Origin of the sequence: Hyphomicrobium sp. CS1BSMeth3 (genome assembly GCF_900117415.1) — a bacterium.
In the GTDB taxonomy this organism is placed as follows: domain Bacteria; phylum Pseudomonadota; class Alphaproteobacteria; order Rhizobiales; family Hyphomicrobiaceae.
Genome location: NZ_FPEI01000006.1, coordinates 1,196,994 through 1,223,305, shown reverse-complemented (window position 1 = coordinate 1,223,305; position 26,312 = coordinate 1,196,994). Strand labels below are relative to the sequence as shown.

General features: G+C 64.7%; 23 protein-coding genes and 2 riboswitches. Of the genes, 9 read left to right on the top strand and 14 right to left on the bottom strand.

From position 1 onward, the window contains the following. Positions 1 to 77 precede the first annotated feature (77 nt). From metE to CS1BSM3_RS20765, 7 genes are all read right to left on the bottom strand, one after another. Positions 78 to 2,414, bottom strand: coding sequence for a 5-methyltetrahydropteroyltriglutamate--homocysteine S-methyltransferase (gene metE, locus CS1BSM3_RS20795; protein ID WP_072390362.1), 2,337 nt, complete (start codon positions 2,412 to 2,414; stop codon positions 78 to 80). A 2-nt stretch (positions 2,415 to 2,416) separates the two neighbouring features. After that, positions 2,417 to 2,821 carry a hypothetical protein gene (locus CS1BSM3_RS20790; RefSeq protein ID WP_072390358.1) on the bottom strand — a complete coding sequence of 135 codons (405 nt, stop codon included), beginning with the start codon at positions 2,819 to 2,821 and terminating at the stop codon, positions 2,417 to 2,419. 125 nt (positions 2,822 to 2,946) lie between these two features. Next, positions 2,947 to 3,143, bottom strand: a riboswitch (cobalamin riboswitch). A 40-nt stretch (positions 3,144 to 3,183) separates the two neighbouring features. Then, on the bottom strand, positions 3,184 to 4,143 hold the full coding sequence (locus tag CS1BSM3_RS20785; RefSeq protein ID WP_083528772.1) for a carbon-nitrogen hydrolase family protein: 960 nt from the start codon (positions 4,141 to 4,143) through the stop codon (positions 3,184 to 3,186). Positions 4,144 to 4,221: 78 nt separating this feature from the next. Further along, positions 4,222 to 5,358 carry a ribonucleotide-diphosphate reductase subunit beta gene (locus CS1BSM3_RS20780; protein ID WP_072390353.1) on the bottom strand — a complete coding sequence of 379 codons (1,137 nt, stop codon included), beginning with the start codon at positions 5,356 to 5,358 and terminating at the stop codon, positions 4,222 to 4,224. Positions 5,359 to 5,395: 37 nt separating this feature from the next. After that, a complete protein-coding gene (locus CS1BSM3_RS20775) occupies positions 5,396 to 8,275 on the bottom strand; it encodes a ribonucleoside-diphosphate reductase subunit alpha (RefSeq protein ID WP_072390350.1) in 2,880 nt (959 codons plus the stop codon). Between the two features lie 112 nt (positions 8,276 to 8,387). After that, positions 8,388 to 8,603, bottom strand: a riboswitch (cobalamin riboswitch). A gap of 114 nt (positions 8,604 to 8,717) precedes the next feature. After that, the gene (glp, locus tag CS1BSM3_RS20770) at positions 8,718 to 9,971 is read right to left on the bottom strand and encodes a molybdopterin molybdotransferase MoeA (RefSeq protein WP_072390347.1); all 1,254 of its coding nucleotides are present in this window, start codon (positions 9,969 to 9,971) and stop codon (positions 8,718 to 8,720) included. A 91-nt stretch (positions 9,972 to 10,062) separates the two neighbouring features. After that, complete coding sequence (locus tag CS1BSM3_RS20765; RefSeq protein WP_174263742.1) at positions 10,063 to 11,322, bottom strand: DUF2325 domain-containing protein; 1,260 nt, start codon at positions 11,320 to 11,322, stop codon at positions 10,063 to 10,065. Between the two features lie 357 nt (positions 11,323 to 11,679). Between CS1BSM3_RS20765 and CS1BSM3_RS20760 the strand changes: the two genes are divergently transcribed. From CS1BSM3_RS20760 to CS1BSM3_RS20745, 4 genes are all read left to right on the top strand, one after another. After that, positions 11,680 to 12,078: a hypothetical protein gene (locus CS1BSM3_RS20760; protein WP_072390340.1), complete on the top strand. Its 399-nt coding sequence runs from the start codon at positions 11,680 to 11,682 to the stop codon at positions 12,076 to 12,078. A 76-nt stretch (positions 12,079 to 12,154) separates the two neighbouring features. After that, positions 12,155 to 12,802 (top strand): L,D-transpeptidase, encoded by a 648-nt coding sequence (locus CS1BSM3_RS20755; protein ID WP_072390338.1) that lies wholly within the window; start codon positions 12,155 to 12,157, stop codon positions 12,800 to 12,802. Between the two features lie 261 nt (positions 12,803 to 13,063). Further along, entirely contained in the window at positions 13,064 to 13,990 is a 927-nt protein-coding gene (locus CS1BSM3_RS20750; RefSeq protein WP_072390335.1) for a DnaJ C-terminal domain-containing protein, read from the top strand. Position 13,991: 1 nt separating this feature from the next. Further along, the gene (locus tag CS1BSM3_RS20745) at positions 13,992 to 14,330 is read left to right on the top strand and encodes a chaperone modulator CbpM (RefSeq protein WP_072390332.1); all 339 of its coding nucleotides are present in this window, start codon (positions 13,992 to 13,994) and stop codon (positions 14,328 to 14,330) included. A gap of 10 nt (positions 14,331 to 14,340) precedes the next feature. Here the strand turns inward: CS1BSM3_RS20745 and CS1BSM3_RS20740 are convergent, their stop codons facing one another. The 7 genes from CS1BSM3_RS20740 to CS1BSM3_RS20710 form a co-directional block, all read right to left on the bottom strand. Continuing rightward, positions 14,341 to 15,798, bottom strand: coding sequence for a nucleotidyltransferase family protein (locus CS1BSM3_RS20740; protein WP_083528770.1), 1,458 nt, complete (start codon positions 15,796 to 15,798; stop codon positions 14,341 to 14,343). Positions 15,799 to 15,809: 11 nt separating this feature from the next. Beyond that, complete coding sequence (locus tag CS1BSM3_RS20735) at positions 15,810 to 16,481, bottom strand: glycosyltransferase family 2 protein (RefSeq protein WP_083528769.1); 672 nt, start codon at positions 16,479 to 16,481, stop codon at positions 15,810 to 15,812. After that, positions 16,469 to 17,227, bottom strand: a complete 759-nt coding sequence (locus tag CS1BSM3_RS28345; RefSeq protein WP_072390323.1) for a glycosyltransferase family 2 protein — start codon at positions 17,225 to 17,227, stop codon at positions 16,469 to 16,471. Before CS1BSM3_RS28345 ends, CS1BSM3_RS20735 begins: the two co-directional genes overlap by 13 nt. After that, positions 17,224 to 18,315: a phosphoenolpyruvate carboxykinase (ATP) gene (locus tag CS1BSM3_RS28340; RefSeq protein ID WP_072390320.1), complete on the bottom strand. Its 1,092-nt coding sequence runs from the start codon at positions 18,313 to 18,315 to the stop codon at positions 17,224 to 17,226. Before CS1BSM3_RS28340 ends, CS1BSM3_RS28345 begins: the two co-directional genes overlap by 4 nt. Further along, positions 18,282 to 18,614, bottom strand: a complete 333-nt coding sequence (locus CS1BSM3_RS20720) for a hypothetical protein (protein ID WP_143149304.1) — start codon at positions 18,612 to 18,614, stop codon at positions 18,282 to 18,284. Before CS1BSM3_RS20720 ends, CS1BSM3_RS28340 begins: the two co-directional genes overlap by 34 nt. A 631-nt stretch (positions 18,615 to 19,245) precedes the next feature. Beyond that, positions 19,246 to 20,310 (bottom strand): Ldh family oxidoreductase, encoded by a 1,065-nt coding sequence (locus CS1BSM3_RS20715; protein ID WP_072390314.1) that lies wholly within the window; start codon positions 20,308 to 20,310, stop codon positions 19,246 to 19,248. Positions 20,311 to 20,415: 105 nt separating this feature from the next. Beyond that, positions 20,416 to 21,297, bottom strand: coding sequence for a MurR/RpiR family transcriptional regulator (locus tag CS1BSM3_RS20710; protein ID WP_072390311.1), 882 nt, complete (start codon positions 21,295 to 21,297; stop codon positions 20,416 to 20,418). Positions 21,298 to 21,451: 154 nt separating this feature from the next. Here CS1BSM3_RS20710 and CS1BSM3_RS20705 point away from each other — a divergent pair, with 154 nt between their 5' ends. The 5 genes from CS1BSM3_RS20705 to CS1BSM3_RS20685 all read left to right on the top strand — a co-directional run bounded on the left by CS1BSM3_RS20705 (position 21,452) and on the right by CS1BSM3_RS20685 (position 26,312). Continuing rightward, positions 21,452 to 22,765, top strand: coding sequence for an ABC transporter substrate-binding protein (locus tag CS1BSM3_RS20705; protein WP_244540576.1), 1,314 nt, complete (start codon positions 21,452 to 21,454; stop codon positions 22,763 to 22,765). Positions 22,766 to 22,926: 161 nt separating this feature from the next. Then, positions 22,927 to 23,847 (top strand): branched-chain amino acid ABC transporter permease, encoded by a 921-nt coding sequence (locus tag CS1BSM3_RS20700; RefSeq protein ID WP_072394189.1) that lies wholly within the window; start codon positions 22,927 to 22,929, stop codon positions 23,845 to 23,847. Positions 23,848 to 23,854: 7 nt separating this feature from the next. Further along, a complete protein-coding gene (locus CS1BSM3_RS20695) occupies positions 23,855 to 24,874 on the top strand; it encodes a branched-chain amino acid ABC transporter permease (RefSeq protein ID WP_072390308.1) in 1,020 nt (339 codons plus the stop codon). After that, entirely contained in the window at positions 24,874 to 25,617 is a 744-nt protein-coding gene (locus tag CS1BSM3_RS20690; protein ID WP_072390305.1) for an ABC transporter ATP-binding protein, read from the top strand. The genes CS1BSM3_RS20695 and CS1BSM3_RS20690 overlap by 1 nt, the downstream gene beginning before the upstream one ends. Continuing rightward, positions 25,614 to 26,312, top strand: coding sequence for an ABC transporter ATP-binding protein (locus CS1BSM3_RS20685; protein WP_072390302.1), 699 nt, complete (start codon positions 25,614 to 25,616; stop codon positions 26,310 to 26,312). Before CS1BSM3_RS20690 ends, CS1BSM3_RS20685 begins: the two co-directional genes overlap by 4 nt.

Below are 26,312 nucleotides of genomic sequence, written 5' to 3'. Positions count from 1 at the left end.
TGATCGGCACGATCGGGATTGCCGCGGAGTACGTCCGCCTCTTGAGGCTGCGCGTCAATCGCGCGGGCAGTGTTGCCTCAGGCGCGTCCCCGCATGGCCTTTGCTGCCGCGACCATGTTCTCGAGCGCCGGCTTCACTTCCTCCCAGCGACGCGTCTTGAGGCCACAGTCGGGATTGACCCAGATCTGATCTGGCGCGAGACGCTCCTTGGCCTTCTTCAGCAGCGCGGTCATGTCCTGCGCACCGGGGCATCGCGGCGAATGGATGTCGTAGACGCCCGGTCCGATCTCGTTCGGATACTTGAAATCGGAGAAGCTCTCGAGCAGCTCCATGTCGGAGCGCGACGTCTCGATGGAGATCACGTCGGCATCGAGCGCTGCGATCGACGGCATGATGTCGTTGAATTCGCAGTAGCACATGTGCGTGTGGATCTGCGTCGCGTCGGCAACGCCCGCAGCCGCCAGTCGGAAGCAGTCGACCGCCCATTTCAGGTATGCTTCGTGCTCGGCAGCGCGCAGCGGCAGTCCTTCGCGCAATGCGGGCTCGTCGATCTGAATGAGGCGGATACCGGCCTTCTCGAGATCGAGCACTTCATCCCTGATCGCGAGAGCGATCTGCTGGCAGGTGACCGAGCGAGGCTGATCGTCCCGCACGAAGGACCACTGCAGAATGGTGACGGGGCCCGTCAGCATGCCCTTCATGGGCCGCTTGGTCAGCGACTGCGCATAGGAGGACCATTCGACGGTCATCGGCTTCGGGCGCGAGACGTCGCCGAAGATCACCGGCGGCTTCACGTAGCGCGAGCCGTACGACTGCACCCACCCGTTCTGCGTGAACGCGAAGCCGGAGAGCTGCTCGCCGAAATATTCGACCATGTCGTTGCGCTCGAACTCGCCGTGGACGAGCACATCGATATCCAGCTCTTCCTGAATGCGGACGGCTTTCTCCGTCTCCTCGCGCAGGAACTCGCCATAGGCGGCATCGCTCATTTCTCCGCGCTTGTGCGCAGCACGTGCCTTGCGCACGGCCTCTGTCTGCGGGAACGATCCGATCGTCGTCGTCGGGAAAGCCGGAAGGCCGAAGGCGGCCCGCTGCTTTGCACGACGCGCCTGAAATGAGCTGCGTCGCGTGAGGTCCTGCTCGGTCACGTGCTCGATACGCGCTGCAACTTCTGGATTGTGGATGCGCGGGGACGCCTCTCTGGCGCGCGCGGCCTTATCGCTCGCCTCGAAGGCGGTTCCCACTGCCGCCTGCCCCTTCGAGGCGGCTACGGCGAGCGCGGCGACCTCATGAAGCTTCTGCTTGGCGAAGGCCATCCAGCTCTTCAGCTCGGGATCGAGCTTCGTCTCATTGTCGAGGTCGACAGGCGCGTGAATGAGCGAGCACGACGGCGCGATCTGAAGATTGTCGCCGCCGCGCGCTTTCATGGCTCGCTCGATGATCTCGAAGGCGCCCCACAGGTTCGTGCGCCAGACATTGCGGCCATCCACCACGCCGAGCGAGAGCGTTCGCTCCGCCGGCAGGGCGCTCAGTACCTTGTCGACTTCCGCCCATCCGCGCACCGCATCCACATGGTGGCCCTGGACAGGCAGATCCGCCGCGACCGAAAGGTTGTCGCCGTAAGTCCCGAAATAGCTCGCGACCATGATCTTCGGCGCGTGTGGCGCCAGATGCTTGTAGGCGAGCCTCAGGGCACGACGCTGTGGCTGCGTGAGATCGAGCGCCAGAATGGGCTCGTCCATCTGCACCCAGTCGGCGCCCGCCGTCTTGAGCTCCGCCAGAAGCTCGGCATAGACGGGGAGCAGCGTATCCAGCAGGGACAGCGGATCAAGGCCTTCGCTCTTGGCCTTGCTGAGCACGAGGTACGTCACGGGCCCGATCAAAACGGGGCGCGTGTGGATGCCGAGAGCTTTCGCCTCCTTGAACTCGTCGATCGCCTTCCGCGACGATAGTTTGAAGGCCTGTCCCTTGTAGAACTCCGGCACGATGTAGTGGTAGTTCGTGTCGAACCACTTGGTCATCTCCATTGCCGGCGCAGCTTTCGAGCCGCGCGCCATGGCAAAGTAGAGGTCGAGCGCGGGATTGCCCTGGCCGTTCGCAGCGGCCTCCATGGCTCCGCGCGCGCTGCCGTTCGGGTGGGTGGGTTTTGCGTCCGCATCGGCCAGAAATCGCGGCGGAATGGCGCCGACCGTCGCCGTCATATCGAGCATCTGATCGTAGAAGGAGAAGTCGTTCGACGGGATCACGTCGATCCCGGCCTCCTTCTGTAGCTGCCAGTGTCGCGCGCGGAGTGCCGCGCCGGCCGCGAGCAGCGCCGGCGCGTCGATCGCGCCTTTCCAGTAGGCTTCGGTTGCCTGTTTCAGCTCACGCTTGGCGCCGATGCGCGGGAAGCCGAGGTTCGCAGCTTTGGTCATGGCTAGGCCTTTCGCTTGAGATCAGATGTGAGCGGGGTGCCGGTCGTTCGCTTGTGCGCGGCGACGTAGGCAAGAAGATCGAGCAACCGACGCTGGGCGCGCGACGGCGGACGCTGGAGAAGCTGATTGAGATGGCGCGCGAGATGAGCTGCGGCCGCGGGCGCATCCACGCCTTCGGGCAGGACGGTCAGCCACGCGATGAGCAAGGCTTCGGCATCATCCTCCGGCACGGCGCCGAGGAAGGCGGTTTCGATCAGGCGGCCCGGATCGTGCGGCTGGTTACTGCGCTGCCTCGCACGGAAGAAGTCACGAGCATCGGGATAGTCCGCAAGCTCGTGCGCCGCACGGGAGCGCGTCCGGCCGAGTGCCGCACGTTCGAGCCGCGACAGCAGTCGCGGCGCGGTCATGGCTCAGCCTCGGAGGAAGCGCGCTGCGTGCGTGATAAGCGGAAATCCCGCGCAATAGGCGCGCGGCGGAGCTTTAACCGGTGCGGTCATTTCTCTACCTCCGCCGATGCACCCCGACCGGCTTCAATGGGGCTCAATCCGGCGGTAGGTCTCCTGGCTCGCGGGCTTGAGGCGCTCGCCTTCCCGGGATCGTGACCCCAGTGGCGTTGATGAGCACCCTTCACCGCTTACAGTTGCGGGGGCAGCTTCGGACTAGCGGGCAGAGCCCGCGCACCGAATTCCCTGTTATCCCCTTGCGGGGACCGTCGGCGCTTTCTCTGTATCAAAGGCGCGGACCGGTGTCGAGCGCGTGCTGAGACGGCTCAAAAATCGCCGCGGACGCCGAAGACGGCCGGGGCATTCGTCTGCACTGCGGACTGCGGGGTCTCATTGACCATGAGGCGGAAGACGTCGGGACGGGCATAGTGTCCGGCCACGTCGAAATCGTACTTCCCGCGCGCGACCTCGCCCGGATCGATCTCTGCCGTGAGGATGGCATCCTGATCGAAGACCCGCTCCGTGAGCATCTGGCCGAGCGGGCCGATGATGCAGCTTCCCCCGCGCATGAGAATGCTATCCGGCGCCGGATTGCCATCGATGGGGTAATCCGCCGGATAGTCGCTGCGGCGCGTGAACTGGCAGGATGAAAACACGAAGCAACGTCCCTCGAGTGCGATGTGGCGCATGGTCGAGAGCCATGTCTCCCGATCGTCCGCGGTCGGCGCGCAGTAGAGGGAGACGCCCTTGCTGTACATGGCCATGCGCAGCATGGGCATGTAGTTCTCCCAGCAGATGACCGAGCCGAGCTTGCCGTGCGGCGTGTCGAAGACCGGGAGCGTCGAGCCATCGCCGAAACCCCAGACGAGGCGTTCGGCCGCGGTCGGCATCAGCTTGCGATGCTTGCCGATCAGCGTGCCGTCCGGCGCATAGTGCAGCACGGTGCAGTAGAGCGTGCCTTGGTCGCGTTCGATGATGCCGGTCACGAGATAGATGCTGTTGGCGGCCGCGATCTCGCCCATTCGCGCGGCGTGCGGTCCCGGCACCTCGATCGCGCCGTCGTAGTAGACTCGGAATGCATCGCGACCGGCCGCCGAGCGCGAACCAACGCGCGCGCCGAAGTCGAGCCCCTTGGGATAGCCGCCGACGAACGCCTCCGGAAATACGACCAGCTTGGCACCTTGAGCCGCGGCCTTGACGGCATAATCGCCGAGCTTCTCGACAGTGCGGGCGGGATCGAAAGCAACGGATGCGGTTTGGACAACCGCGGCAATGAAAGGGCTCATTGAGGCATTCCCGTACGAGCGGCGCCACGGGGCGCAAATACTGACGGCAGGCATACTAGGCGCCTGCCGTCAGCTCTGTCACTCCCAACTGAGCGCGCCGCCGTTCTGGTATTCGATGACGCGGGTCTCGAAGAAATTCTTCTCCTTCTTGAGGTCCATGGCCTCGGACATCCAGGGGAACGGGTTCTCGGTTTCCTTGAACACGGGCGCGAGGCCGAGCTGCGCGCAGCGGCGATTGGCGATGAAGTGCATGTATTGCTCGCAGAGCGCCGCATTGAGGCCGAGGAAACCGCGCGGCATGGTATCGCGGCCATAGGATGCCTCGAGCTCCGCCGCTTCACGCAGCATTCCCCGCACTTCGTCCTGGAAGGCCTTCGTCCAGAGATGCGGGTTCTCGACCTTGATCTGATTGATCACGTCGATGCCGAAGTTCAGATGGATGCTCTCGTCGCGCAGGATGTACTGGTACTGCTCGGCAATGCCGACCATCTTGTTGCGCCGGCCGAGCGAGAGGATCTGCGCGAAGCCGGTGTAGAACCACATGCCTTCGAATACGACGTAGAAGGCGACGAGATCGCGCATGAAGTCCTGATCGGCCTCGGGCGTGCCGGTCTTGAAGTCGGCATCGTCGAGGTTCTTGGTGTGCTTCAGGGCCCACGCCGCCTTGTCGGTGATCGAGGGCACCTCGCGGTACATGTTGAAGAGCTCGCCCTCGTCGAGGCCGAGGCTTTCAACGATGTACTGGAAAGTGTGCGTGTGCACGGCCTCCTCGAAGGCCTGGCGCAGCAGGTACTGCCGGCACTCGGGGTTCGTGAGGTGGCGGTAGATGGCCAGCACGATGTTGTTGGCGACGAGCGACTCCGACGCCGCGAAGAAGCCGAGATTGCGCTTGATGGCGCGCCGCTCGTCCTCCGTGAGGCCGTCGCGTGATTTCCAAAGCGCGATGTCCGCCTGCATGGACACCTCGGTTGGCATCCAGTGGTTGTTGCAGGCGGCGAGGTACTTCTCCCAGGCCCACTTGTACTTGAGCGGCAGGAGCTGGTTCACATCGGCGCGGCAGTTGATCATGCGCTTGTCGTCCACCGAGACGCGCGCGCCGCCGCGCTCGATCTCTCCGAGGCCCGTGCTGTCTGCGGGAAGTGCCGGCGCTTTCGGAATCGGCTTGCGCGCTGCGGGTGTCGTCACGGGGGCTGCTGGTTCGGACCAGTCGAGCATTGTCGGCATCTCCGGTTCTTGAATGCTTGTTGTTGGCTTACTGGCAGGCTTCGCAGGTCGGATCGTCGATCGAGCAGGCCATGATGGGTGGCGACGCGGTTTCCTCAGGCGCCGAGAGCATCCCGCCACCGGCCGACACTGCATTGAGCTTGCCGTCGGTGCCCTTCAGTGTCGATTTCTCGACGTGCGTCGCAGACTGCGTGCGCAGGTAATAGGTCGTCTTTAGTCCGCGCTCCCAGGCCAAGCGATAGAGCGCGTCGAGCTTGCGGCCGTTCGGTGCGGCCAGATAGAGATTCAACGACTGCGCCTGGTCGATCCATTTCTGGCGGCGCGCTGCAGCATCCACGAGCCAATGCGCATCGATCTCGAAGGCCGTTGCGTATAGGGCCTTTAAATCTTCCGGCACGCGGTCGATAGGACCGAGCGAGCCGTCGAAGTACTTGAGGTCGGAGATCATCACCTCGTCCCAGAGGCCGCGGGCTTTGAGGTCGCGAACGAGGTACGGGTTCACGACCGTGAAGTCGCCGGACATGTTGGCCTTGACGTAGAGATTGCGGAAGGCCGGCTCGATCGACTGTGCGACACCGACGATGTTGGAGATCGTGGCCGTCGGGGCGATCGCCATCACGTTGGAATTGCGCATCCCCGACGTCATCACGCGCTGGCGCAGGCTGTCCCAGTCGAGCGTCGTCGAGGTGTCCGCCCGCATATATTCGCCGCGCGCATCCGCGAGGAGCTGCATGGAGTCGATCGGCAGGATGCCGCGGCTCCAGAGCGAGCCATCAAACGAGGCATAGCGGCCACGTTCCTCCGCAAGATCGACCGAGGCCGAGATCGCGCAGTAGCTGATCGCCTCCATGCTCTCGTCGGCGAACTTCACGGCCTCGTCGGAGCCGATCGGGATGCGGAGCGCGTGCAAGGCATCCTGATGCCCCATCAGGCCGAGCCCGACCGGGCGATGCCGAAGGTTCGAGCGACGCGCCTCGGGGATCGTGTAGAAGTTGATGTCGATGACGTTGTCCAGCATCCGCATGGCCGTGTTGACCGTGCGCGCCAGACGCTCCTGATCGAGACCCTTCTCGGTGACGTGCGCGGCGAGGTTGATCGAACCGAGATTGCAGACGGCGACCTCGCTGTCGGACGTGTTGAGCGTGATCTCCGTGCACAGGTTCGAGGAATGGATGACGCCGCAGTGCTGCTGAGGCGAACGGATGTTGCACGGGTCCTTGAACGTGATCCAGGGATGCCCCGTCTCGAACAGCATGGTGAGCATCCGCCGCCACAGGTCCACCGCGCGCACGCGCTTGGCGACGCGCATCTCCATGCGCTCGGCCTTCTGCTCGTAGTGCGCGTAACGCTCGGCGAAGGCCGCGCCATACAGATCGTGCAGGTCCGGCGTCTCGTCCGGAGAGAAGAGGGTCCACTGCCCGTCCTCGGCCACGCGCTGCATGAACAGATCCGGCACCCAGTTAGCCGTGTTCATGTCGTGCGTGCGGCGGCGGTCGTCGCCGGTGTTCTTCCTGAGATCCAGGAACTCCTCGATGTCGACGTGCCACGTCTCCAGATACGCGCACACGGCGCCCTTACGCTTGCCGCCCTGATTGACGGCGATCGCGGTGTCGTTCGCGACCTTCAGGAAGGGCACCACGCCCTGGCTCTGGCCATTGGTGCCTTTGATGTGCGCACCGAGCCCGCGGACGCGGCTCCAGTCATTGCCGAGACCGCCCGAGTACTTGGCTAGCAGCGCATTGTCCTTGATGGACTTGAAGATGCCGTCGAGATCGTCCGACACGGTCGTAAGGAAGCACGACGAGAGCTGCGGATGCGTCGTGCCGGCATTGAAGAGCGTCGGCGTCGAGCACATGAAGTCGAAGGAGGAGATCAGGTCGTAGAACGCGATGGCGCGCGCCTCGCGGTCGATCTCGCGGATGGCGAGGCCCATGGCGACGCGCATGAAGAATGCCTGCGGCAGCTCGAAGCGCGTGCCGTGCACGTGCAGGAAGTAGCGGTCGTACAGCGTCTGGAGGCCGAGGAACTGGAACTGCAGATCACGATCGGGCTTCAGCGCGGCGGCCATGCGCTCGAGATCGAAGCGGCCGAGCTCGGGATCGAGCAGGCCTGCCTTGATGCCCGTCGCGATATAGGCCGGGAAGTACTCGGCGTAGCCTGCCGTCATCTCGGCCTGCGTGGCCTGCTCAGAGCGCCCATGTGCATACGAAAGCGCCTCGCGGCGCAGCTTGTCGAGCAGCAGGCGCGCGCTGACATAGGCGTAGTTCGGCTCCTGCTCGATCAGCGTGCGCGCCGCCATGATCGGCGCGAGAGCCAGCTCGTCCAGCGTGATGCCGTCGTAGAGATTGCGTCGCGTCTCGGCCAGGATGGGCGCAGGCGAGACATCCGCAAGACCGGCGCAGGCTTCCTCGATGACGCCGATCAGACGCCGCTCGTCGAGCGGCGACTTCGACCCGTCGGCGTTGGTGACATTGAGCTGAATGCTCGGCGCAGGCGGGGCGGCCTTTTCGGCGGCGCGCTCCTTCGCCCGTGCCTCGCGATAGAGCACGTAGGCGCGCGCGACCTTGTGATGCCCGCCCCGCATGAGCGCGAGCTCGACCTGGTCCTGGATCTCTTCGATGTGGAATGTGCGGCCGACATCGCTCCGGCGCATAAGTGCGGTCGCGATCTGCTGTGTCAGCTCCTCGACGACCTCGTGCACGCGGCGCGAGGCGGCCGCGCGCCCGCCTTCGACGGCGAGGAAAGCCTTGGTCAGGGCGATCGTGATTTTGCTTGCGTCGAACGGCGTGACGGTGCCGTTGCGACGAATGACCTGGTACGCCGGCGCGGATTTGGCCGCCGCTGAAGTTGACCGAGCGCTGCGGCCTTCAGCGATATCGGCTGATTTGGCTTCGAGAGTATAGGACACCGGCTTGACCCCATTTCATTGGGGGCATGGGCCGAGCGGGCGCGAGCGGGAACAGCGCGAAAAATCGCGCAAGACAGACCTGCCAGCGACCACCGGGACACCCCGCCCGAGGACGTTGTTTTGGCGTCGGGGTAGGTCTCCTGGCTCGCGGGTCGCTGCACTTGTCCTGGCCTTCCCAAGGTCTTGCGACCTCAGTGACACGGATCGGACAAGCGCTCGCCGCTCACAGTTGCGGGGGCAGCGCCGGAATCACCTCCGAAAAGGCTCACCGGCTTCACTCTTAGCCCGAAGCCACGGCGGCTTCAGGACCACGACATCTATATCTAGTTGGTGATTCTCATTTGAGCCGCAAGAGGTCGTGTCGAGCGTTTGGCGGATGCACATCACGCCCACAGCTTTTCTACAACAGACCCACGTGCGGAGGCCGCGCCATACGGGGGGCTCACCGCAGGAAGGCGTCGAGTGGAACGAACATGACGGGATCGCCGGGGGCCACTATCGTGCACGCCTCCGGCAGCACAATGAGCCCGCGTGCTTGCGCCAGCGGTGACAGCATGGCCGGACTTTGCTGCGCCAGCGGAATGGCCACGCTTATCCCTTCCGCACCGCGAGCAAGGTCAGCAAGCAGGAACTGCCGAACACCGTGCTTCTTCTCGAATGTGAAGCCGGCAGGCAGGGTGAGCAACAGCGGTTGATCATTTTGAACGCCAGCCATCATGCTCACGATGGGGTGGCCGAACGCGATGAAGGCAATGGCGGCCGCTGTCGGATTGCCGGGCAGCGCGAGAATAGGACAGTCGTCGATATCTCCGAGGCCGACGGGCCGTCCGGGCTTGATGGCGAGGGGCCATACCTCCAGCGAGCCGCGACGGCCGATGACGGCGCGCATGTGATCTTCGGTCCCGACCGACATGCCTCCCGTTGTAATGAGCAGGTCGCAATCGCGCGCCGCCGCGAGCAACGCACTCTCGATCTCTCGAGGGGCATCCTGGAGGATCCCATAGTCGCGGACGTCGCACGCGAGCGGCTCCAGGAGGCCCGGCAGCAGCAGCCGATTGGCATCCCAGATCTGTCCACCTCGGAGCGCGTGTCCGGGTTCGCGCAACTCATCGCCCGTCGAGAACAGGCCGACGCGTAGCCGACGAAATACCGTGACGTGCTGCACGCCGAGCGCCCCCGCGAGCGTCACATCTTGGGCGCGAGGCCGGTGGCCGGCGGGAAAGAGTTGAGTGCCGGCGCGCACGTCCTCTCCGCGCCGTCGCCAGTTGTCTTTGGCGGAGATTTCACCGCGCACATACACGCGGTCTCCGGCGGTGAGACACAACTCTTGCTCGATGATTCGGTCGGCACCGTCCGGCAGGCGGCCGCCTGTGAGAATGCGAACGGCTTCGCCTTCCGAGAGGATGTCGCCGAATGGATGGCCCGCGGCGGCCTCCCCGACGATCTTCAGCGAGGGAACTGCGCCCGGCAGCAGATCCTCGGAGCGAACGGCAAATCCGTCCATCGCGGAGCTGTCGTAAAGCGGCAGATCGACTGGCGCTGCGAGTGGGGCTGCCAGAATGCGCCCGCGTGCCTCGAGAAGGCCGACCTGCTCCTGCTCCCGAACCAATGGGAGCTGACGGCGAACGAGCTCGAGCGCTTCTGCAAGCCGCACAGGCCGGTCCGCCGATCGGTCGTCTGGAGCAGCTCGTGCCATGTCTAAGCGACCTCCTCCTGGATCGTTGATCAACCTATATCCCGGCGGATACATCGGCCGGCGGGTTGCAAGCCGGAAACGGAAGCCGATGTCAGGCCGAAGCCGATGCAGCGCTTTCGCGGCTCACCTGCGAGGGGGCCATGCGCTCGAGCGCGGCAAGAAACGAGCTGAGCCCGCCAGTGCGGAGCGGGACGAACGGCTTGCCGGCGTTGCGGCACAAGCGCTTCACGGCCGACACGGCTTCGTGGCTCACGCAATCGACCGGGAACATGACGACATCAGCGCGGCTGACCATGCCGGCGAGGAGGCCGTGGCGGTCGTCGATACCACCATCGTGGAACAGCAACTCGATCCCCATGGGCGTTGCCAGGGACTTGAGATGGCTCTGCTGTTGCTGGCGCCCGCCGACATAGAGAACGGCAAGTCCCTCGAAGCGGTCGGTCAGCTCCGGCGTGGACGCGACCTCGACCGGGAAGGCCAGGCGCGCTTCGAGTGTCTCCAGCTCATCCCTGAGCGTCTGCTCGCGCGCTTCTGCTGCCGATCGGGCTTCCCGATCACGGCGAGCCTCCTCCGCAAGACGCTCCAGGCGCGCTTCGAGTGCGGCGCGCCGCCGGCTTTCAGCACCGACGCGGCGCTCGAGATCGCTCACGACCGCGGTAAGCGTCGCGTGCTCGGATGACGTCGAGGACGCGCTTGTACCGCTGACCTGCTCTGCAATCCGACGGGCGAGAAGTTGGTTCAAATCGCGGATTGTCGCGTCGCGCGTCGAGAGACCTTCGCGAAGATGGGCCTCCTGGCGCCGCAGCTTCTCCCGCAGTTGGGCATTCTCCGCTTCGAGGTCGGTCAGCCGCCGGATGTCCGCGCGATTGGCCGCGCCGACGAGGTGCGAAAGCATGTGCACTTCGCCGAACATCTGCCGGACGAGATCGTCGGATGCCTCCGGGTGTGTCAGAGCCGCCCAGTAGGCACCAGGGACCTCGCCGCGTGCCAGCGCCTCGCGCCATAGCGCGGTCAGCTCTGCGGCGCTCTTGGCCTTGGCAAACTGGTTGATGGCTTGGCGGTGACGCTTGTCGAGCGCCTTGTGCAGAAGCTTGCCGGCAACGTCCGACTGGCCCGCGACCGTCACGCCTCTGCCGTGCAGTTCGTGGTCGCAGGCACCGTCCGTGAGGAAGCCCGATTTGGCCAGGATGTGGCGGAGCTCGGCCGTCGAGAGGCAGGTGCCGATGATCGAGCAGTGCAGATAGCGCGAGAGCTCCCAGATTTTTGCGCGGCGTGCGATCGGGAGCGGACCGTCCTGCGGCCGTTCAACCAGCACGAGGGGCGCCGATTTGAGTGACAGCGGCGCCGTCATGGCGCGTCTGCCAAGGTTCAGGACCGGCGCTGGGATGGCGGCGCGCTTCAAGGGGTACTTCTCACGCTATATCCGTATGGATATAATGAACGTGCCAGAACAGGCGCGGCCTGACAAGAGGTAAGTCGGAGCGGACGGCTCGGGCACGGCCGGCACGACTGATATGTCGCCGTGCGCGCTGACGTCGCAGCCTGCATCCTTCTGGCGCATCAAGGGGGCGCGCCGAGAAATTGTGGCAGCGACGCCACGGGACTTCAGAAGTCCGCCTCGCGCAGCTCCCAAAACCAGGCGAACACCACTACGTTGTGCTTCGCGAGATCATTTCGATCTTTGCGGATCAAGGACACGCGTGTCGGCATGTCGAGGTCACTGACAGACATCCTCAAAGGCCTGGCCATAGGGCTTCTGGCGATTTTTGTCGTGCTGATGGCGCTCGGCACGAGCGCGGACGCTGCACGCGTGGATGATCCGGCGCCGGAAATGTCCCGCGCGCATCTGAGCAGCCAGCACCTTTCAGGTTCGCTCTGCCATCATCAGCTTCCGAAGAAGCATCGGTGCAAACTTGCGCCGCGTGCAGCCGCGTCGATGCTCGATCCGGTCGCGAAGCGCAAATGCGGCGAGCCAGGTGCGTCAGCGAGCATTCCGCTGCCGGATAAGCAACTCGGCATCGCCGGGGCGAGCTCCTGGAGCTCGGGGCCGCACCTTCATCTCAGTTATGATGCGGTGTACGCCGCGACACGGCGCATGCACATTTAAAGATCCTCTCCGAGCTTCCACCCCACCACTTCAGAAGCTATGCGCCATCACGGGCGCGGGTCAGGATACGCACATCATGAATGGAACTTCTCGGCTTCGCAGTGCCGCCACCGGCGCTGTGGCCGCACTCGCTGCACTGCTCTTCGTGCCTCCGCAAGCAGCGCAGGCCCAGGGCCTGTTTGACTGGCTGTCCGGCGAGGACACAGGAAAAAATACGGTTTCGGACCGGCGCGTCGTTCATTTCGATCCGGCGGTTGAACCAGGTGAGGTCATCGTGAGCTTCGGCGACCGGCGGCTCTATCACGTGACCAGCCGCGGCCGCGCTGTGAGCTATCCGATCAGCGTGCCACGGGCCGAAAGTCGCTGGGAGGGCGTGCAACGCGTTACCCAGAAGCGCGTCGATCCGCCTTGGACGCCGACCGCGGAAATGCGACGTGAAAATCCGAGCATCCCGCCAACCGTGCCCGGCGGCGATCCGAAGAACCCCATGGGCGCGCGCGCCCTGTATCTGGGCAGCACGCTCTATCGCATTCACGGCACGGACGCGCCTTCGACCATCGGGCAGAACGTGTCACGGGGTTGCGTGAGGATGCACAACGCGCACGTGATCGAGCTCTACGAGCGCATTCCCGTCGGCGCGAAGGTGACCGCAACCTGGAAGCGTTTCAATGCGCGGGCGGTCTATGATGATCGCATCGGCCAGTCCGACTGGCGGCCCTGGTAACGCGCGAGCCTGCCGGCGGCGCAAATCATCCAGCGGGCGACTATGCTGCGTCCGCTGGATCTAATTTTATGCTTCACCAACCGCGATTGCCGACAGGCGGCAACATTTTGGCCTGAAGCACGTTTAGTAGTTGGTTGCCGATGTCGGTTTGCGGCCTCGGCACGCGTCGCTCTGCCGTTGATGGCGCTGCATGGGCTGGCGTAGTCTGCTCGGGTGCTCTCTGCGCGATCGCGCCACATCTGGATCCTGACGTGAGACAGCATGGCCAATCCCTATGAGATCCTGGGCGTCGCGCCCAGCGCCACCCAGGACGACATCCGCAAGGCCTACCGCAAGGCCGCCAAGGAAACGCATCCTGATCTCAATCCGGGTAAGCCCGAGGCCGAGAGCCGCTTCAAGGAGATCAATGCCGCTTACGACATCATCGGAGATGCGGACAAGCGTAAGCGCTACGACGCCGGCGAGATCGACGAGACCGGTGCCGAGCGCCAGCCCGAGCGGCACTTCTACCGCGAGTACGCCGAAGCCGATCCGAACATGCGCTACAGCCGCCGCGGGACGGCCGGGGCGCAGAGCGGCGGCGAGGCCGATTTGGACTTCGATGTCTTCGCCGACCTTTTCCGCGGGCGCGGTGAGCACGGCGGCTTCCGCATGCCGCCGCGGGACGTGCGCTATGCTCTCGAGATCGATTTTCTCGATGCTGTGAACGGCGCGCGCAAGGTGGTGTCCATGCCGGACGGCAAGACGCTCGATATTGCAATCCCGGCCGGTGTTGACGACGGTCAGGTGCTTCGCCTCAAGGGGCAGGGGTTGCCGGGCTCCGACGGCCAGTCCGGCGACGCATATGTTCAGATCTCCGTTCGGCCTCATCCGGGCTTCAGGCGCGAGGGGGCGGATATCGTGAGCGAGCTGCCGGTCTCGCTCGGCGAGGCGCTGAACGGCGCCAGCGTGCGCATCGAGACGGTGGACGGACAGGTCGACGTCAAAGTGCCGAAAGGCGCCAAAGAGGGCACGAAGCTGCGACTGCGCGGCAAGGGCGCGCTACGCGGCAAGTCCGGTGAACGCGGCGATCAACTCGTCGAGATCCACATTGTGCCACCGGAAGGCGCGGACGAGGCGCTCGCGCAGTTCATGGCCGAGTGGGAGAAGAGCCATCCGCAGCAACCGCGCAGAAAGGGAGCAACCTGACATGATCCGTGAAAGCGAGCTCATTGCGCAGTTCACTGTCCTCGAGCACCGGGTGCTCATGACCTGGATCGAAGAAGGCGTGATTGCGCCGCACAGCGATGCCGAAGGCTATCTCTTCGATCGTATCGATGAGACCCGTGTGGCGCTCGCCTGCGACCTGCACTACCGCATGGGACTGGACCACGCGAGCCTGCCGGTCATTCTCTCGTTGATCGACCAGCTTCATGATACGCGGCGCCACCTGCGCGCGCTCACGAACGCGCTCTCCGAGCAACCGGACGCCGTGCGGCAGGCGATCGTCCGCCATATGTCCGGCGACGAGGATCCGACGCAGGACTAGAAGCCGAGACTCAACTCGCGAGAAGGCGGAAGGGCCGCGGGCCGAACTTCGCCTGCTCGTCGGCCGAATGTCCGGGCACGAGAATTCCGGACTGACGCGCTTCGATCCAGATGTGGTCGACGGCGACGTCACCAGGCAGTCCAATCTCCGCACCGAGGAAGAGCTCTCCGCGGCCGAACAGATCCCTGTACGTGATCTGTGCGAGGTGGCGGTCGTGCGTGTTGACTTCGAATACATAGCGCCGGGCCGGGCCGGCGCCTTCCATGGCAATCACGATCGCGCACCGTTGTGCTCCAGGCGCGATGCTGACGCGGTGGCGCAGCGCCGGCGGGCTGTCCGGTAACTCCGCCGGACGACCGATCCTGCGCATCTCGATGCGGGGATCGGCGGCGGAGCCGACACTGCCGTTGGCGGCCTTGACCTGCGCCTGATGCCGGGCCTTGAAGATGCGCCGCCCGACGCTGCTGACCATCGAGTGCCGGGCCCTCGGATAGCCGAGCATGAGCGCCTTGTAGTAGTCGGCTGGCATGCTCCTTGCGGCACTCCAGAGCTGCGCAAGGATGCTCTCCGGAATTGGGTAGCCCAGGACCTCGCGCACATACGTCAGGGCGAGCGTCACCTCCGCCGGGATGCCAAGCTCTGTCGCAAGGCTCACGACCAGCGGCCAGTCGACTTCGCCCTCGCCGGCGATCTGCGCGCAGTCGATGAGCCAGTCGCTGTGGCGATGGGCATCGAGAGCACCGTGCGCGATGGCGATCACGAGCCGGTCGGTCGCGCTCGGCACGAGCACGTCGATGCCCAGCAGCTCGGCCCGCGCGCTCCTCGTCCAAAGGCCCGTCTCGGGTGCACTGTCGGGCTTCGCAGTGTGATACGCCCGCGTGTGCAGGTCTATGTCGCCGAATGGCGCCTTCAGGAAGTTGAGGCTGCGGAATGCCGCGCCGCGCTTCATGAGAAACAGCCCCGACTCGCCGCGCGCAGAGCGCCAGCCGCTGCGGTCCATGGTCGAGAGCGCAGTCGCTACGTGGGAAGGGCGCACGAGGATATCGACATCGTGCGCGATGCGTCCCTTGAGGTTCTGCATGTTGAGCGCGGTGAGCGCCATGCCCTTGAGGACGAGCAGCTCTACGCCGGCCTCGCGCAGGGCCTTGAGAGCCGGCGCGGCATTGTCGAGAGTGAGGCGCGATCTCGTCCAGAGCAACCGCACGATGCCATTGAGGCGCGCACGCTCGGCCACTTTGAGGCGCGTCTCGGGAAAGCGGCTGGCAATCCGCACCAGAAGCCGCTGCTCGGGAAAGTGACAGCTATCGATGTCCGTCGTCGACAGCCACTCGATGAGCGCCTCAGCGGCACGCGTCTCGTCGGCGTGGCCCGCCGCCATGACAAGAAGCTGACGGCTGCCGTTCGGCCAGGCCCATGAGAGCTGGGGAAAGCGTCGTGAGGCCGAGAAATGTCGCGGCATAAGGAGCATGTTGGGGCCCTCTATCTTGCGGGCGTCTCGCGCCGCCGCAGGATTGCTTTGCGGGCGGCGAGCAAATAGGCGCTGCTACATGCGGCGTCACGGTCGTAGGTGAGACTCCCTGGGCGCGCGCGGCGCAATGCCAGGACCTCGGGGAGAAGATGCAGGCGATGGCCCCGCTCGCGAATGCGCGCCAGCCAGTCCACGAGCTCTCCGATCCGCCCGACGATCGGCCCGGCGCCGAGCGCAACCTCGGTGCGCATGACCATGGACGACCGGAGCCACGAGTCGGCGACGGGGCCATCCGCATCCATGTCGGCGCCGTGTTGGAACTGCCGCATTCTCGCAAAGCAGCCCGCGATCTCGGGCATTTCCTGCAATGCCTGCAACTGCCGCTCCATCTTGTGCGGCAGCCAGATATCATCGGAATCGAGGCCGGCGATCAGGCCGGTCGTTACCGCTTCGATCGCGGCTGTGGTGGCCGGACCGGCGCCGCGATTTTCCTGGCGAATGATCCGGATATCGGCGCCGAGACTTCTCACGACCTCCACCGTTCGGTCGGTCGAGCCGTCGTCGACGACGATGATCTCCTGCGGCGGCACTGTTTGAGCGCGGATCGAGAGGATCGCGTCGGCGATGTAGGCTTGCGTATTGAAGGCTGGAATGACGGCGCTATAGGCGATCATTTTACCCATGTCCGAAGCTCCGCCATGTGGTCGGCCGAGATGAAGCCTTGCGGCAGACCGAGCTCGCCGAGTTTGGGTTGCCGCTTGCGATGTCTGAACAAGGTCCTCATCAGCTCCTGCCGGAACTGACGGCGATTTTCGGTGATGCTGCCGTGGTTCTTCCGGTAGTACACGCCGATCTCTTCGGTGACCGCGTATTTGGGCTGCTCGGCGAAGATGCGAAACCAGAGATCGAGATCCTCGGACTGCTGCAGCGTCTCGTCGAATGGCCCAGCCGCTTCGAGGACTTCGCGCCGGAACAGCGCCTGACCGAGTTGGCCGATCCAGCCATCGACGGCATGCGACGTTGCGCTCGGTGCCAGATGCTCGGCGTCCTCGAGATCGAAGAAACGAATTTTGGAGTATACGAACTGGAGACCCGGATCCGCTTTCAGGAGAGCGGCATCGCGTGCCAATCTGCCCGCGGGCGACAGATCGTCGGCGTCCAGAAAGGTGATGAGATCCGTGTCCGGCCGCGTCGCCCGCAGTGCCGTGTTCCGGGCTTTCGAAATGCCGCCGTGAGGCACGCAGAGCAGCCTGATCTCCGGTGCCGTGGCGGCGAGGGCGCCGATGGCATCGCGCGTGCTGTCGGTCGAGCCATCATCCACGACGATGATGTCGAGCTCGCCTGCGTCGCGCTGGCGGAGAAGCGATTTGAGAGCCGAGCCGATCGTGCTCTCGGCATTGTAGGCGGGCATGTGGATGGAGATTTTCATCGCGCCGACCTGCTCTCGAGAAAGGACCGGATTGCAGCGGCGATCTCTCCCGGATCCTCGCTGAGATCGAGATGGAATGCCGGCAAGGTGCGCGCGACCGACGCGATCAATCCGAAATCCTCGCGCCAGCTCCCGTGAAGCTGAAAAAGACTGCTCGGCGCCATGGCGATCATGGCCTCCTTGGCGGTGGCTGGTCGGAACGATGAGGACGGCGCCCTTGCTATGTGCGGCATGAGGATCGCGGTCATGGTCAGGCGCTCGGCGCGCGCGCCGGCAGCCAGGGCCTCGAAGTCGAACTCGATCTTGCCTTGCCAGTTGGGCGGCCCGTCGAGAGGGCCTTTCCCAGCTTCGAGACCAAGCCGGCGCAGCCCCGCCACATCCTGCTTCATGCGCCGCAGTACCGGCAGCGCTTCGACGATGGCGTCGCGCGAGCTGACCGCCACGTAGTCGTCGCCGACGCTGGTCAGTCCATGCAGGATGCCGGAGAGCGTGGTGCCGGATTTTCCGGAACCTCCCGCGCCGACCAGAAATACCCCGTAGCCTCGATGCCCGAGGGTGCCCGCGTGGATCATGCCGCGGCGCGGATCTCGGGCTGCCCAGTGCAGCAGCAGGCGCAGCGGAAAGGATGGCTCCCATGGCGGCCGCAGCGCCGTCGCCTCCATTGCGCGAACACCCAGTCCGCGCGCGGGGTCGTAGATATCCCAGGTCGCATATCCCGCGTCGTATGCCGCGCGCAGGCCGTGCGCCGCGAGCCCGGATGTCACGTCGTGAAAACCGGGCGCAGGTCCGCGCCATCGCGGCATGTGCGGGAGCGCTTCGTAATCCAGCACGGCGAGCGCTACCGAATGAGCATCCTCGGGAGCGGACGCGGACAGATAGGCCCGGTCGCAAAGCTCGGCGAACTGAGGCGCGGAATAGCCAGTGCCCAGAGACACACCGGGAAGGATGAAGGTGCGCTGATGCGGAAGCCGTCCGTGCTCTCGCTCGGCAAAGCTCAGCAGCTCGCTGGCAAAAGCGAGAAGATCACGCGACATCTCCGTCGCCGCATCGCCATTCAATTCGCCGCGGTCGGCTTGCGAATGGGCCATCCCGCCGTCTCCTCGACGTCATGGATCGGATCTGCAAGGATGAGATCGGCCAAATCGTCGAACATCTCGACAGTGGGAGGGTTGGTGCTCGCCCTCAGCGTGTCGATCGTGGCGGGGTCGATCGGAGCGGATGCTTGTGCGCCGGAGCGCACGAGGCAGCCGTAGCTCACAAGCTTCTCTGCAAACTCGTGAATGGACTGAGCCGTGACGGCAGGAGCACCGTCGACGGCCGCGGCGAGGTCCTGCAGGTGCACGCCGGCCACGATGGCGCGCCAGAGCACGCTCGCTGCCGGATCCATGCTGTAATATTTTCCGCAGCTCAGATCGAGGATGACAAACTCGCCTTCGAATTCCTCTGAGACGATATCCGGGCTGGCTAATGAATATGCTGATGCACTTCCGTGGCATTCCGTCATTGGCGGCCCCCTCCGGAAGACGACAATCTCGTGACAGCGGCCGGGATCACTAGGGCAAGATCGCCGAGCTGTCCAGTCGACGCTTGTGGCTTTTGCGCAACTTCGTCGTGCATCGGGATCAACCGCAGCTCACTGGTAGACGATTTCAGGCTTACCGCTGATGCAGCCGGCCGGGCTCATCGATCCCGCGAAGCTCTGTGTCTCGAGCCTTTGCGCGGGGTGTGATTGCCTCAGGTCAGACGATGAAATTGATCATCGCGCCCGCCGATTTGTGGCGGACCGCTGCTGCCGCGTGTGCAAGAATCTCAATCGTCCGTAGCTTGTAGTGCTCTCGCATACCCTATCCCTCGTCCCGCGATCGTGAGCCCTCGGCCCAAGCGCGCGAAACTATGGGTGTGTCCGACGTGTCGCATCCACCGATCGGTTTAGAGCGGCCAATCATCCACAGCCCTTCGGGCTGAAGATGATGGCCGCGCAGGCGCGATCGGCAGCGCCGACTTCTATCGTGCGATTGTCAGTCGAGCAGCCAAGGGGCCGCAGCAGCCTGTGCGATCTGCCGGATCTGCGCGAGCAATCCGGCGCCAACCGGGATGCCGTCGCGCAGGCGCGTCTCGGCCGTTTTCCACTGCGGATCGCCGGCCACCATGACGGGCTGGGCCGGATCGACCGGCGTCGTGGCTCTGAGCACGCCGAGGAAGCTCGCAACGTCGCTTTCGAAATCGCCGGCGCCCCGGAAGATGGCGGGATCGATGGCCATGAAGAAGTGCCCGATGTCCTGGCCGACAGGCTTCTTCGTGTGCTCGGGATCGGTGATGAGCGTCGCGCCCGACAGGCAGGACGCGAGGATGTTCACCATCACCGCAAGGCCGTAGCCCTTGTAGCTCGAATTCTCCGGCGAGCCGCCGAGCGAGGTCATGAACCCGCCTTTCTCCTTGGCGACCAGCGGATCATTGGAGGGGCGGCCCTCGCGATCCAGCACCCAGCCGTCGGGCGTCGGGAGGCCTTCGTTCGCCTTGTTGCGAATGCGCCCCGCTGCGACCGTGGTCGTCGCCATGTCGAGCAGGAACGGTACGCCGTCGGCGCTGGGGGCGGCGAACGACCAGGGATCCGTGCCAAGACGCGCCTGCTTGCCGAAGGTCGGCGCAACCTGAATGCCCGAGGCCGACGTGCAGGCCATGCCGACGAGGCCGGCGTTCGCAGCCATCAGGGTGAAGTATCCCGCGGCGCCGAAATGCGCGGAGCTGCGCACCACGCTTGCGGCCATGCCGACGGTCTTGGCTTTGGCGATCGCCGTCGACATGGCGAAATGCGAGGGCACGTGACCGAGCCCGCCACCGCCGTCCACCACCGCCGACACGGGCGTCTCGGAGATGATCCGCGGCCGGGCGTCCATGCGCGCGCGGCCATTCCGGCGCAGCGTGTCGTAGCTCGGGATCATCGAAATGCCGTGGCTGTCGACGCCGTGCAGATCCGACCACGCCAGGACGTCGGCGGTGATCTCGGCGTTGTCGTCGGGCATACCCCAGGCGACCAAAATGGCTTTCAACTGCGCGCGGTGATTGGCGTACGTGGCGGGCATCGCTGTTCCTTTGGGCTTGTTTTGTGGCGCCAACCTCGACGATCCGCGCGTGCGTGACAAGGGGCGGCAATGGAAGGAGAGGACTGCGCGCATCGCGCGGTTCAATCACCGAGGGGATGAGGCCAGCCGCGTCGCGCCCGAAGTCAAAGGCTCGTTCGCCTTGATCGTCAGGCCGACGGCGAGGCTTTGGACGAGGCACATGGGGGCGACCATGGTGCGCAGCACGGCCTCGGGCATATCGGGAATCTCGAACACGACATCCGCCCCGTGCACGATCGGGCTGAGCAGGCTGTCGGTCACGGCGATGATCGGCACGCCGCGCGCGTGGAACTCCGGAACGAGCTGAACGGTCTCAGGATTGTAGGGGCGGAAGCTGACGGCGATGACGACATCCCGACGGGTTGCCGTCAGGACGTGATCGACAAGCACATTACCCAGTCCGTCGAGCAGGATCGCTCGCCGCCCGAGCCGGCGCAGGACGTACGTCAGATGGGCGGCGACCGGAAACGAGCCGCCGAGGCCAAGCACGTAGATGGCGTGCGCTTGTCCCATCAGGCCGATGGCACGCTTCAGATCCGCGTCTCGAACACTTTCCTGCAGGTTCTCCAGCGATACGGTTCCCTCGGACGCGAAGCGCGCGAGCAGCTCGTGCGGGTTGCTGCTGTCTTGAAAGCTTCCGTCGCGGCGCAGCCCGTCAATGCGCTCGCGATAGCTCGGCACGGCGCCGGCAACGAGGCGCGAGCGAAAGACTTGCTGCAGCTCCGTGAAGCCGCCAAAGCCGAGCGCGTGTGCAAAGCGAACGATCGCCGATGGCTGCACCTTGGCCCGCGCGGCAACTTCGGCAACCGTGCCGAGAGCCATGTCCGTCGGGTGTTCGAGCGCGAACTCGGCGATCACGCGCAGACGGTCGGAGAGGAGCGGATAGCGCTGCGCAATGCCTTCACGCAACGAGTCGTAGGCGCTGAGCTGCGCTGATTTCGTCTGCATTCCCGAACGTTTGGGATGCTTTCTCACGTGGGCTCCAGATTCCGGCGGAAGATACGGATATTTCACTTCACAAGGCAGATGGAATGATTATTCTATGCCTCAAGGAAGAGCTGCCGTCAAACGAGCGAGCAGCCGTGGTTGACAGGAGGAAGCGATGACGAAGAACGGCAAAGCCGGGCGTGGCCCGTCCCGGCGTTCGGTTTTGAAGGGCAGCCTGATGACGGCGTCTCTTGCAGGCGTCGGCGCTTTTTACGGCCCCTGGCATCACAATCGCGCCTATGCGCAGAGCAAGAAGCCGATCAAGCTCGGCCTCACCAACGATGCGGGCGGACAGTTCGGCAACAGCGGCCAGGATGAGCATCGCGCCATCCGCATGGTCATTGACGAATGGAACGCCAGAGGCGGCGTGCTCGGCCGCAAGATCGAATGGGTCACGGCCGACACGGAGTCGAGCCCGGCCGCAGGCACGCGCGTCGCGGAACGCTTCATCACGCGCGAGGATTGCCCGATCCTGATCGGCGCCCTTCACTCGGGCGTCGCGAACGCGATCACGCAGGTCGCCAACAAGTACGGCACCATCTTCCTCAACACGAACTCTTCCGCCCCGAGCGAGGCCGGTGAGAACTGCAGCCGCATCAAGTTCGTCTGGGACGGCAATGGTACGAACTTCTCCAAGGCCGCCGTCGCGAACGCGGTGAAGTCGATCGGCAAGAACTGGCTTCTGCTCACCAACGACTATGTGTGGGGGCATTCGACAGCCGCGGCCACCAAGGCCCTGGTCGAGGCCAATGGCGGCAAGATCATCGACAATCTGCTCGTGCCGCAGAACACGCGCGACTTCACGTCCTACCTGCTCAAGATCCAGCAGATCAAACCGCAGGTCGTCGGCACCGCCATTGCCGGTGACGACAACAAGGCGCTCCGCGAGCAGATCACGCAGCTCAAGCTTGATTCTGCGGGCGGCCCGGCGTGGATCAACAATCAGCAGGATTGGCCGGATGTGTGGGGCTCGCCGCAGAGCCTGTTCGGCGTGTTCGGCACGACCTGGTACCACAAGCTCGATCTCCCGGGTGTCCCCGAGTTCGTGAAGAAGTGGCAGGACGCCAACAAGAACGGACCTATCCCCGTACCCGGGAACGTGTCGTACAACGGCTACATGGCGACACAGGAACTCTTCCGTGCCATGGAGCGCGCCGGATCGACGAACAACATCGCGATCATCAAGGCGCTCGAAGGCCACAAAATGTCGGCCAAGGATCGCATGCAGCACTTCGATGCCTACATCGATCCCGTAACGCATCAGGTGCAGCAGACGATCTATCTCTGCCGCAAGAACACGAAACCCGTCGACAACACGGATCACTTCGAGATCATGAGCTGGGCCGAGCCGAAGGATGTTCTGGACGACGCGGCACCGACAAAGTGCAAGCTCGTCCCCTACGACAAAGTGCCATCGGTAGACGCATAAAGTTCGGAAGGCGGGGCGGGCGACTGCTCCCCCCGCCTCGCCGGCCGATGACAACAGCGCGCACGATGCGGGGCCTATCGTGGGCAGTGCGCGTCGTGATCCGACAGGCATCAAGCCGATGCCGCGGTGCTGATCAGAACGCCAAGCAAAAGGCGCCCTGCGTGTTCGATCTTCTTCCTCATCTGCTCAATGGCCTCGTGCTCGGGCTGCTTCTGGCACTCATCGCGCTGGGTTTCATGCTCATTGTCGGGCTCATGGAGCAGATCAATCTGGCGCACGGCTCGCTCTTCGCGCTCGGCGCTTATCTCGCATTGGCGCTGACGGGGCCCAAGCCGCCGCTTCCGGCGGACCTCGCGGCGCTTTGGCTGCAGGTTCCGATCGGATGGCGCTACGGGATCGCTCTGATTGTTGCGCCCTGCCTCGCCGGTATCGTCGGCATTGCCGTCGAGTTCTGCATGCGCCGCACGTACGGCAAGGACCCGCTCTACGGCCTGCTGCTGACGTTCGGTGTCGCGCTCGTCTTGGAGGAGATACTCCGCCTCACCTGGGGCACGCGCGATCATGTGCTGCCGATCCCACAATCCATGAGTGGCGGCTTTATCTTCGCCGACCTGATCTGGTCCACCTATCGCTTCTACGCAGCCGGCATGGCGGCGATCGCCATCGGCCTCGTCTGGCTGCTTATCGAGAAGACGCCCTACGGCGCCATGATCAAAGCGGGCGCCCACGACAGCGAGATGGTGCGCGCCCTCGGCGTGAATCTCTCAAAGCTGCGCCTCGGCGTGTTCGTGCTCGGCACCATGCTCGCCGCATTTGCAGGGATCGTCGTCGCGCCGATCTGGGGGATCAGGCCGCACATGGGTGTCGATGCCGTGGTGCCGGCCTTCCTGATCATCGTGCTCGGCGGCATCGGGAGCTTCTGGGGTGCCGTGATCGCAAGCCTGCTCGTCGGCCTCGCCGTCGGTGTATCTGGCGCCTATGCCTCGGAGTGGTCGCTGCTCTCGATGTACCTGCTGCTGGTGGCCGTCATATCGTTCCGCGCACGCGGACTCTTCGGCAAGAAGAGCGTGCTGGAGGTTTGAGAGGATCATGACCGGTACATCCAGCGACGCGCGACTGATCACGCCGACCATGCTCGGCACCTGGCTGGTGCTGGCCACGGTGCCATTGTGGATCAGCGCGGTCGGACTTTATCCGTACATCGGCGTCGAGATCGTGATCTGGTCGATCTACGCGCTCGCGTTCAATCTACTTCTCGGCACATCGGGCCTGCCGTCGTTCGGCCACGGCGCCTTCTTCGGCGTCGGCGCCTATGCGTTCGGCCTCACGCAGTTCAACATCGCCGCGAACATCTGGGTGAGCCTCGCCGGCGCGCTGCTCGCGGGGGCATTTGCAGGCCTCCTCGTCGGCCTCTTCATCGCCCACCGCCGCGGCATCTACTTCGCGCTCATGACGATTGCTTTCGGCCAGATCTTCTGGACCATCTCCGTGAAGTGGCACAGCGTCACCGGCGGCGAGGACGGCCTTCTGAACATCGCGCGTCTCCCCGTCAATCTCGGCGTCGTCTCGTTCGACATCACCGACAACGACGCCCTCTACTATTTCGTGCTGGCCGTGTTCGCGGTTGTCGTCGTACTGCTCTGGCGGCTCGTCAATTCGCCCTACGGCCGCATTCTCTCGGCCATCCGCCAGAGCGAGGTCCGCACCGCGCATCTCGGCTACAACGTCTGGCTCTACAAGCTGAGCGTCATCGTGCTCTCTGCCGCCTTCTCCGGTTTCGCCGGTGGTCTCTTCGCGATGGCGCAGCGCTCGGCATTCCCGGATGTGATGAACCTCGCGCAATCCGGCCTCATTGTGATGATGACGCTGGTCGGCGGCGGCCTCGTGAGCTTCTGGGGGCCGGTCATCGGCGTGATCGTTTTCCTCATTGCCCGTGACGTCATCGGCGCCGCGACGAATGCATGGATGCTCTACTTCGGCACGATGTTCGTTCTGCTGGTGCTCTTCCGGCCCGAAGGCATCGCTGGCACGGCCAAACTGATCGCCGAGCGCTGGAGAAGCCGCAGCGCCACGCCGGCCGTCCTCAGCTCTGAAACTCGGAGCGGATGATGGCGCTGATCGAGGCTGATGGCATTCACGTACGCTTCGGGGACCGTGTCGTCCTCGAGGAAATCAATCTGTCCGTTAACGAGGGCGAGCTGCACGGCATCATGGGGCCGAACGGCGCCGGCAAGACGACCTTCTTCAACACGCTGACGGGAAGCGTGAAGCCGAGCCGCGGGCGCATCCGCCTCGATGGCTCGGACATCGCCGGTCTCGACCCGCACGCCATTGCACGCAAGGGTGTGGCCCGCTCTTTCCAGATCATGACGCTCTTCAATGATTTCACGGCGCAAGAGAACGTCATGGTGGCGCTCCCGGCCTTCCGCGCGCGCGGGTTCGACGTGCACCGCGCCGTTGCCGGCGATACCGCCCTTGCCGATGAGGCCAACGCGGTGCTGGCCTCCGTCGGCCTTGGTGCGAAGGCCGCGATCTCGGCGAAGCTTCTGTCTTATGGCGAGCGGCGCGCGCTCGAAATTGCAGTGGCCCTCGCGCAGCGCCCGCGCGTGCTCTGCCTCGACGAACCGACCTCCGGCCTCGGCACGGACGGCACGCTCCGCCTCGCGGATCTGATCGGCGCTCTCAAGGGCAAGCTCACGATCGTCGCCGTCGAGCACGACATGCGCTTCCTGTTCTCGCTCGCCGACCGCATCTCGGTCATACACTGGGGCCAGGTCGTCGCGCGCGGCACGCCGCGTGAGCTTCAGGAAAATCCCTGGGTGAAGCGCTCGAACCTCGGGAGCTTCGGATGATCCTCGAGGTCCAAGGCATCGACACGTTCTACGGCGAGACGCAGGCGCTCTACGGCGTGTCGCTCGGCGTGAGCAAGGGCGAGGTTCTGGCACTGCTCGGCGCCAACGGCGCCGGCAAGACGACGACCATCCGCTCGATCCTTGGCCTGACGCGACCGCGCCGCGGCAACATCCGCTTCAATGGTGGTGATATCACGCGCGCGCCGACGCACATGATCGCGCGCGCCGGCATCTGCTGGGTGCCCGATGACCGGCGTCTCTGCCCGACGCTCACGGTCGCGAAGAATCTCAGGATCGCGATCAAGAAGACGCCCTTCCGCGCCTGGACGATCAACGAGACCTTCTCGATCTTCTCGCCGCTCGAGTACCTCATGCACCGCGATGCCGAGAATCTCTCCGGCGGCGAGATGCAGATGGTGTCCATTGCGCGCGCACTGCTCGGCTCGCCCGGCCTCGTGCTGTTCGACGAGCCGAGCCAAGGTCTCGCGCCGAAAGTCGTCTCGGATGTCCTTGCGACCGTGCGCCGTCTCAAGCAGGAGGGGATCGCATCGGTTGTCGTGGAACAGAATGCGGAGATCGCGCTTTCGGTCGCGGATCGGGCCGTCGTTCTCGATCGTGGCACGGTTGCCTGGTCCGGCGACGCTGCGACGCTGCGGGACGACGATGCTCTCCGCCAACGGCTGCTCGGAGTCTGA

What these genes read in the sequence shown, in the direction of transcription:
- glp (WP_072390347.1), bottom strand. Translation starts at nt 9,971, where the DNA reads ATGGCACGAGCTGCTCCAGACGACCGATCGGCGGACCGGCCTGTGCGG.
- CS1BSM3_RS28340 (WP_072390320.1), bottom strand. Translation starts at nt 18,315, where the DNA reads ATGGCCCATTCGCAAGCCGACCGCGGCGAATTGAATGGCGATGCGGCG.
- CS1BSM3_RS20735 (WP_083528769.1), bottom strand. Translation starts at nt 16,481, where the DNA reads ATGGGTAAAATGATCGCCTATAGCGCCGTCATTCCAGCCTTCAATACG.
- CS1BSM3_RS20705 (WP_244540576.1), top strand. Translation starts at nt 21,452, where the DNA reads ATGACGAAGAACGGCAAAGCCGGGCGTGGCCCGTCCCGGCGTTCGGTT.
- CS1BSM3_RS20780 (WP_072390353.1), bottom strand. Translation starts at nt 5,358, where the DNA reads ATGCTCGACTGGTCCGAACCAGCAGCCCCCGTGACGACACCCGCAGCG.
- CS1BSM3_RS20790 (WP_072390358.1), bottom strand. Translation starts at nt 2,821, where the DNA reads ATGACCGCGCCGCGACTGCTGTCGCGGCTCGAACGTGCGGCACTCGGC.
- CS1BSM3_RS20715 (WP_072390314.1), bottom strand. Translation starts at nt 20,310, where the DNA reads ATGCCCGCCACGTACGCCAATCACCGCGCGCAGTTGAAAGCCATTTTG.
- CS1BSM3_RS20755 (WP_072390338.1), top strand. Translation starts at nt 12,155, where the DNA reads ATGAATGGAACTTCTCGGCTTCGCAGTGCCGCCACCGGCGCTGTGGCC.
- CS1BSM3_RS20750 (WP_072390335.1), top strand. Translation starts at nt 13,064, where the DNA reads ATGGCCAATCCCTATGAGATCCTGGGCGTCGCGCCCAGCGCCACCCAG.
- CS1BSM3_RS20690 (WP_072390305.1), top strand. Translation starts at nt 24,874, where the DNA reads ATGGCGCTGATCGAGGCTGATGGCATTCACGTACGCTTCGGGGACCGT.
- CS1BSM3_RS20740 (WP_083528770.1), bottom strand. Translation starts at nt 15,798, where the DNA reads ATGCTCCTTATGCCGCGACATTTCTCGGCCTCACGACGCTTTCCCCAG.
- CS1BSM3_RS20760 (WP_072390340.1), top strand. Translation starts at nt 11,680, where the DNA reads ATGTCGAGGTCACTGACAGACATCCTCAAAGGCCTGGCCATAGGGCTT.
- CS1BSM3_RS20720 (WP_143149304.1), bottom strand. Translation starts at nt 18,614, where the DNA reads ATGGATCCGGCAGCGAGCGTGCTCTGGCGCGCCATCGTGGCCGGCGTG.
- CS1BSM3_RS20710 (WP_072390311.1), bottom strand. Translation starts at nt 21,297, where the DNA reads ATGCAGACGAAATCAGCGCAGCTCAGCGCCTACGACTCGTTGCGTGAA.
- CS1BSM3_RS20745 (WP_072390332.1), top strand. Translation starts at nt 13,992, where the DNA reads ATGATCCGTGAAAGCGAGCTCATTGCGCAGTTCACTGTCCTCGAGCAC.
- CS1BSM3_RS20685 (WP_072390302.1), top strand. Translation starts at nt 25,614, where the DNA reads ATGATCCTCGAGGTCCAAGGCATCGACACGTTCTACGGCGAGACGCAG.
- CS1BSM3_RS20695 (WP_072390308.1), top strand. Translation starts at nt 23,855, where the DNA reads ATGACCGGTACATCCAGCGACGCGCGACTGATCACGCCGACCATGCTC.
- metE (WP_072390362.1), bottom strand. Translation starts at nt 2,414, where the DNA reads ATGACCAAAGCTGCGAACCTCGGCTTCCCGCGCATCGGCGCCAAGCGT.
- CS1BSM3_RS20785 (WP_083528772.1), bottom strand. Translation starts at nt 4,143, where the DNA reads ATGAGCCCTTTCATTGCCGCGGTTGTCCAAACCGCATCCGTTGCTTTC.
- CS1BSM3_RS28345 (WP_072390323.1), bottom strand. Translation starts at nt 17,227, where the DNA reads ATGAAAATCTCCATCCACATGCCCGCCTACAATGCCGAGAGCACGATC.
- CS1BSM3_RS20765 (WP_174263742.1), bottom strand. Translation starts at nt 11,322, where the DNA reads ATGACGGCGCCGCTGTCACTCAAATCGGCGCCCCTCGTGCTGGTTGAA.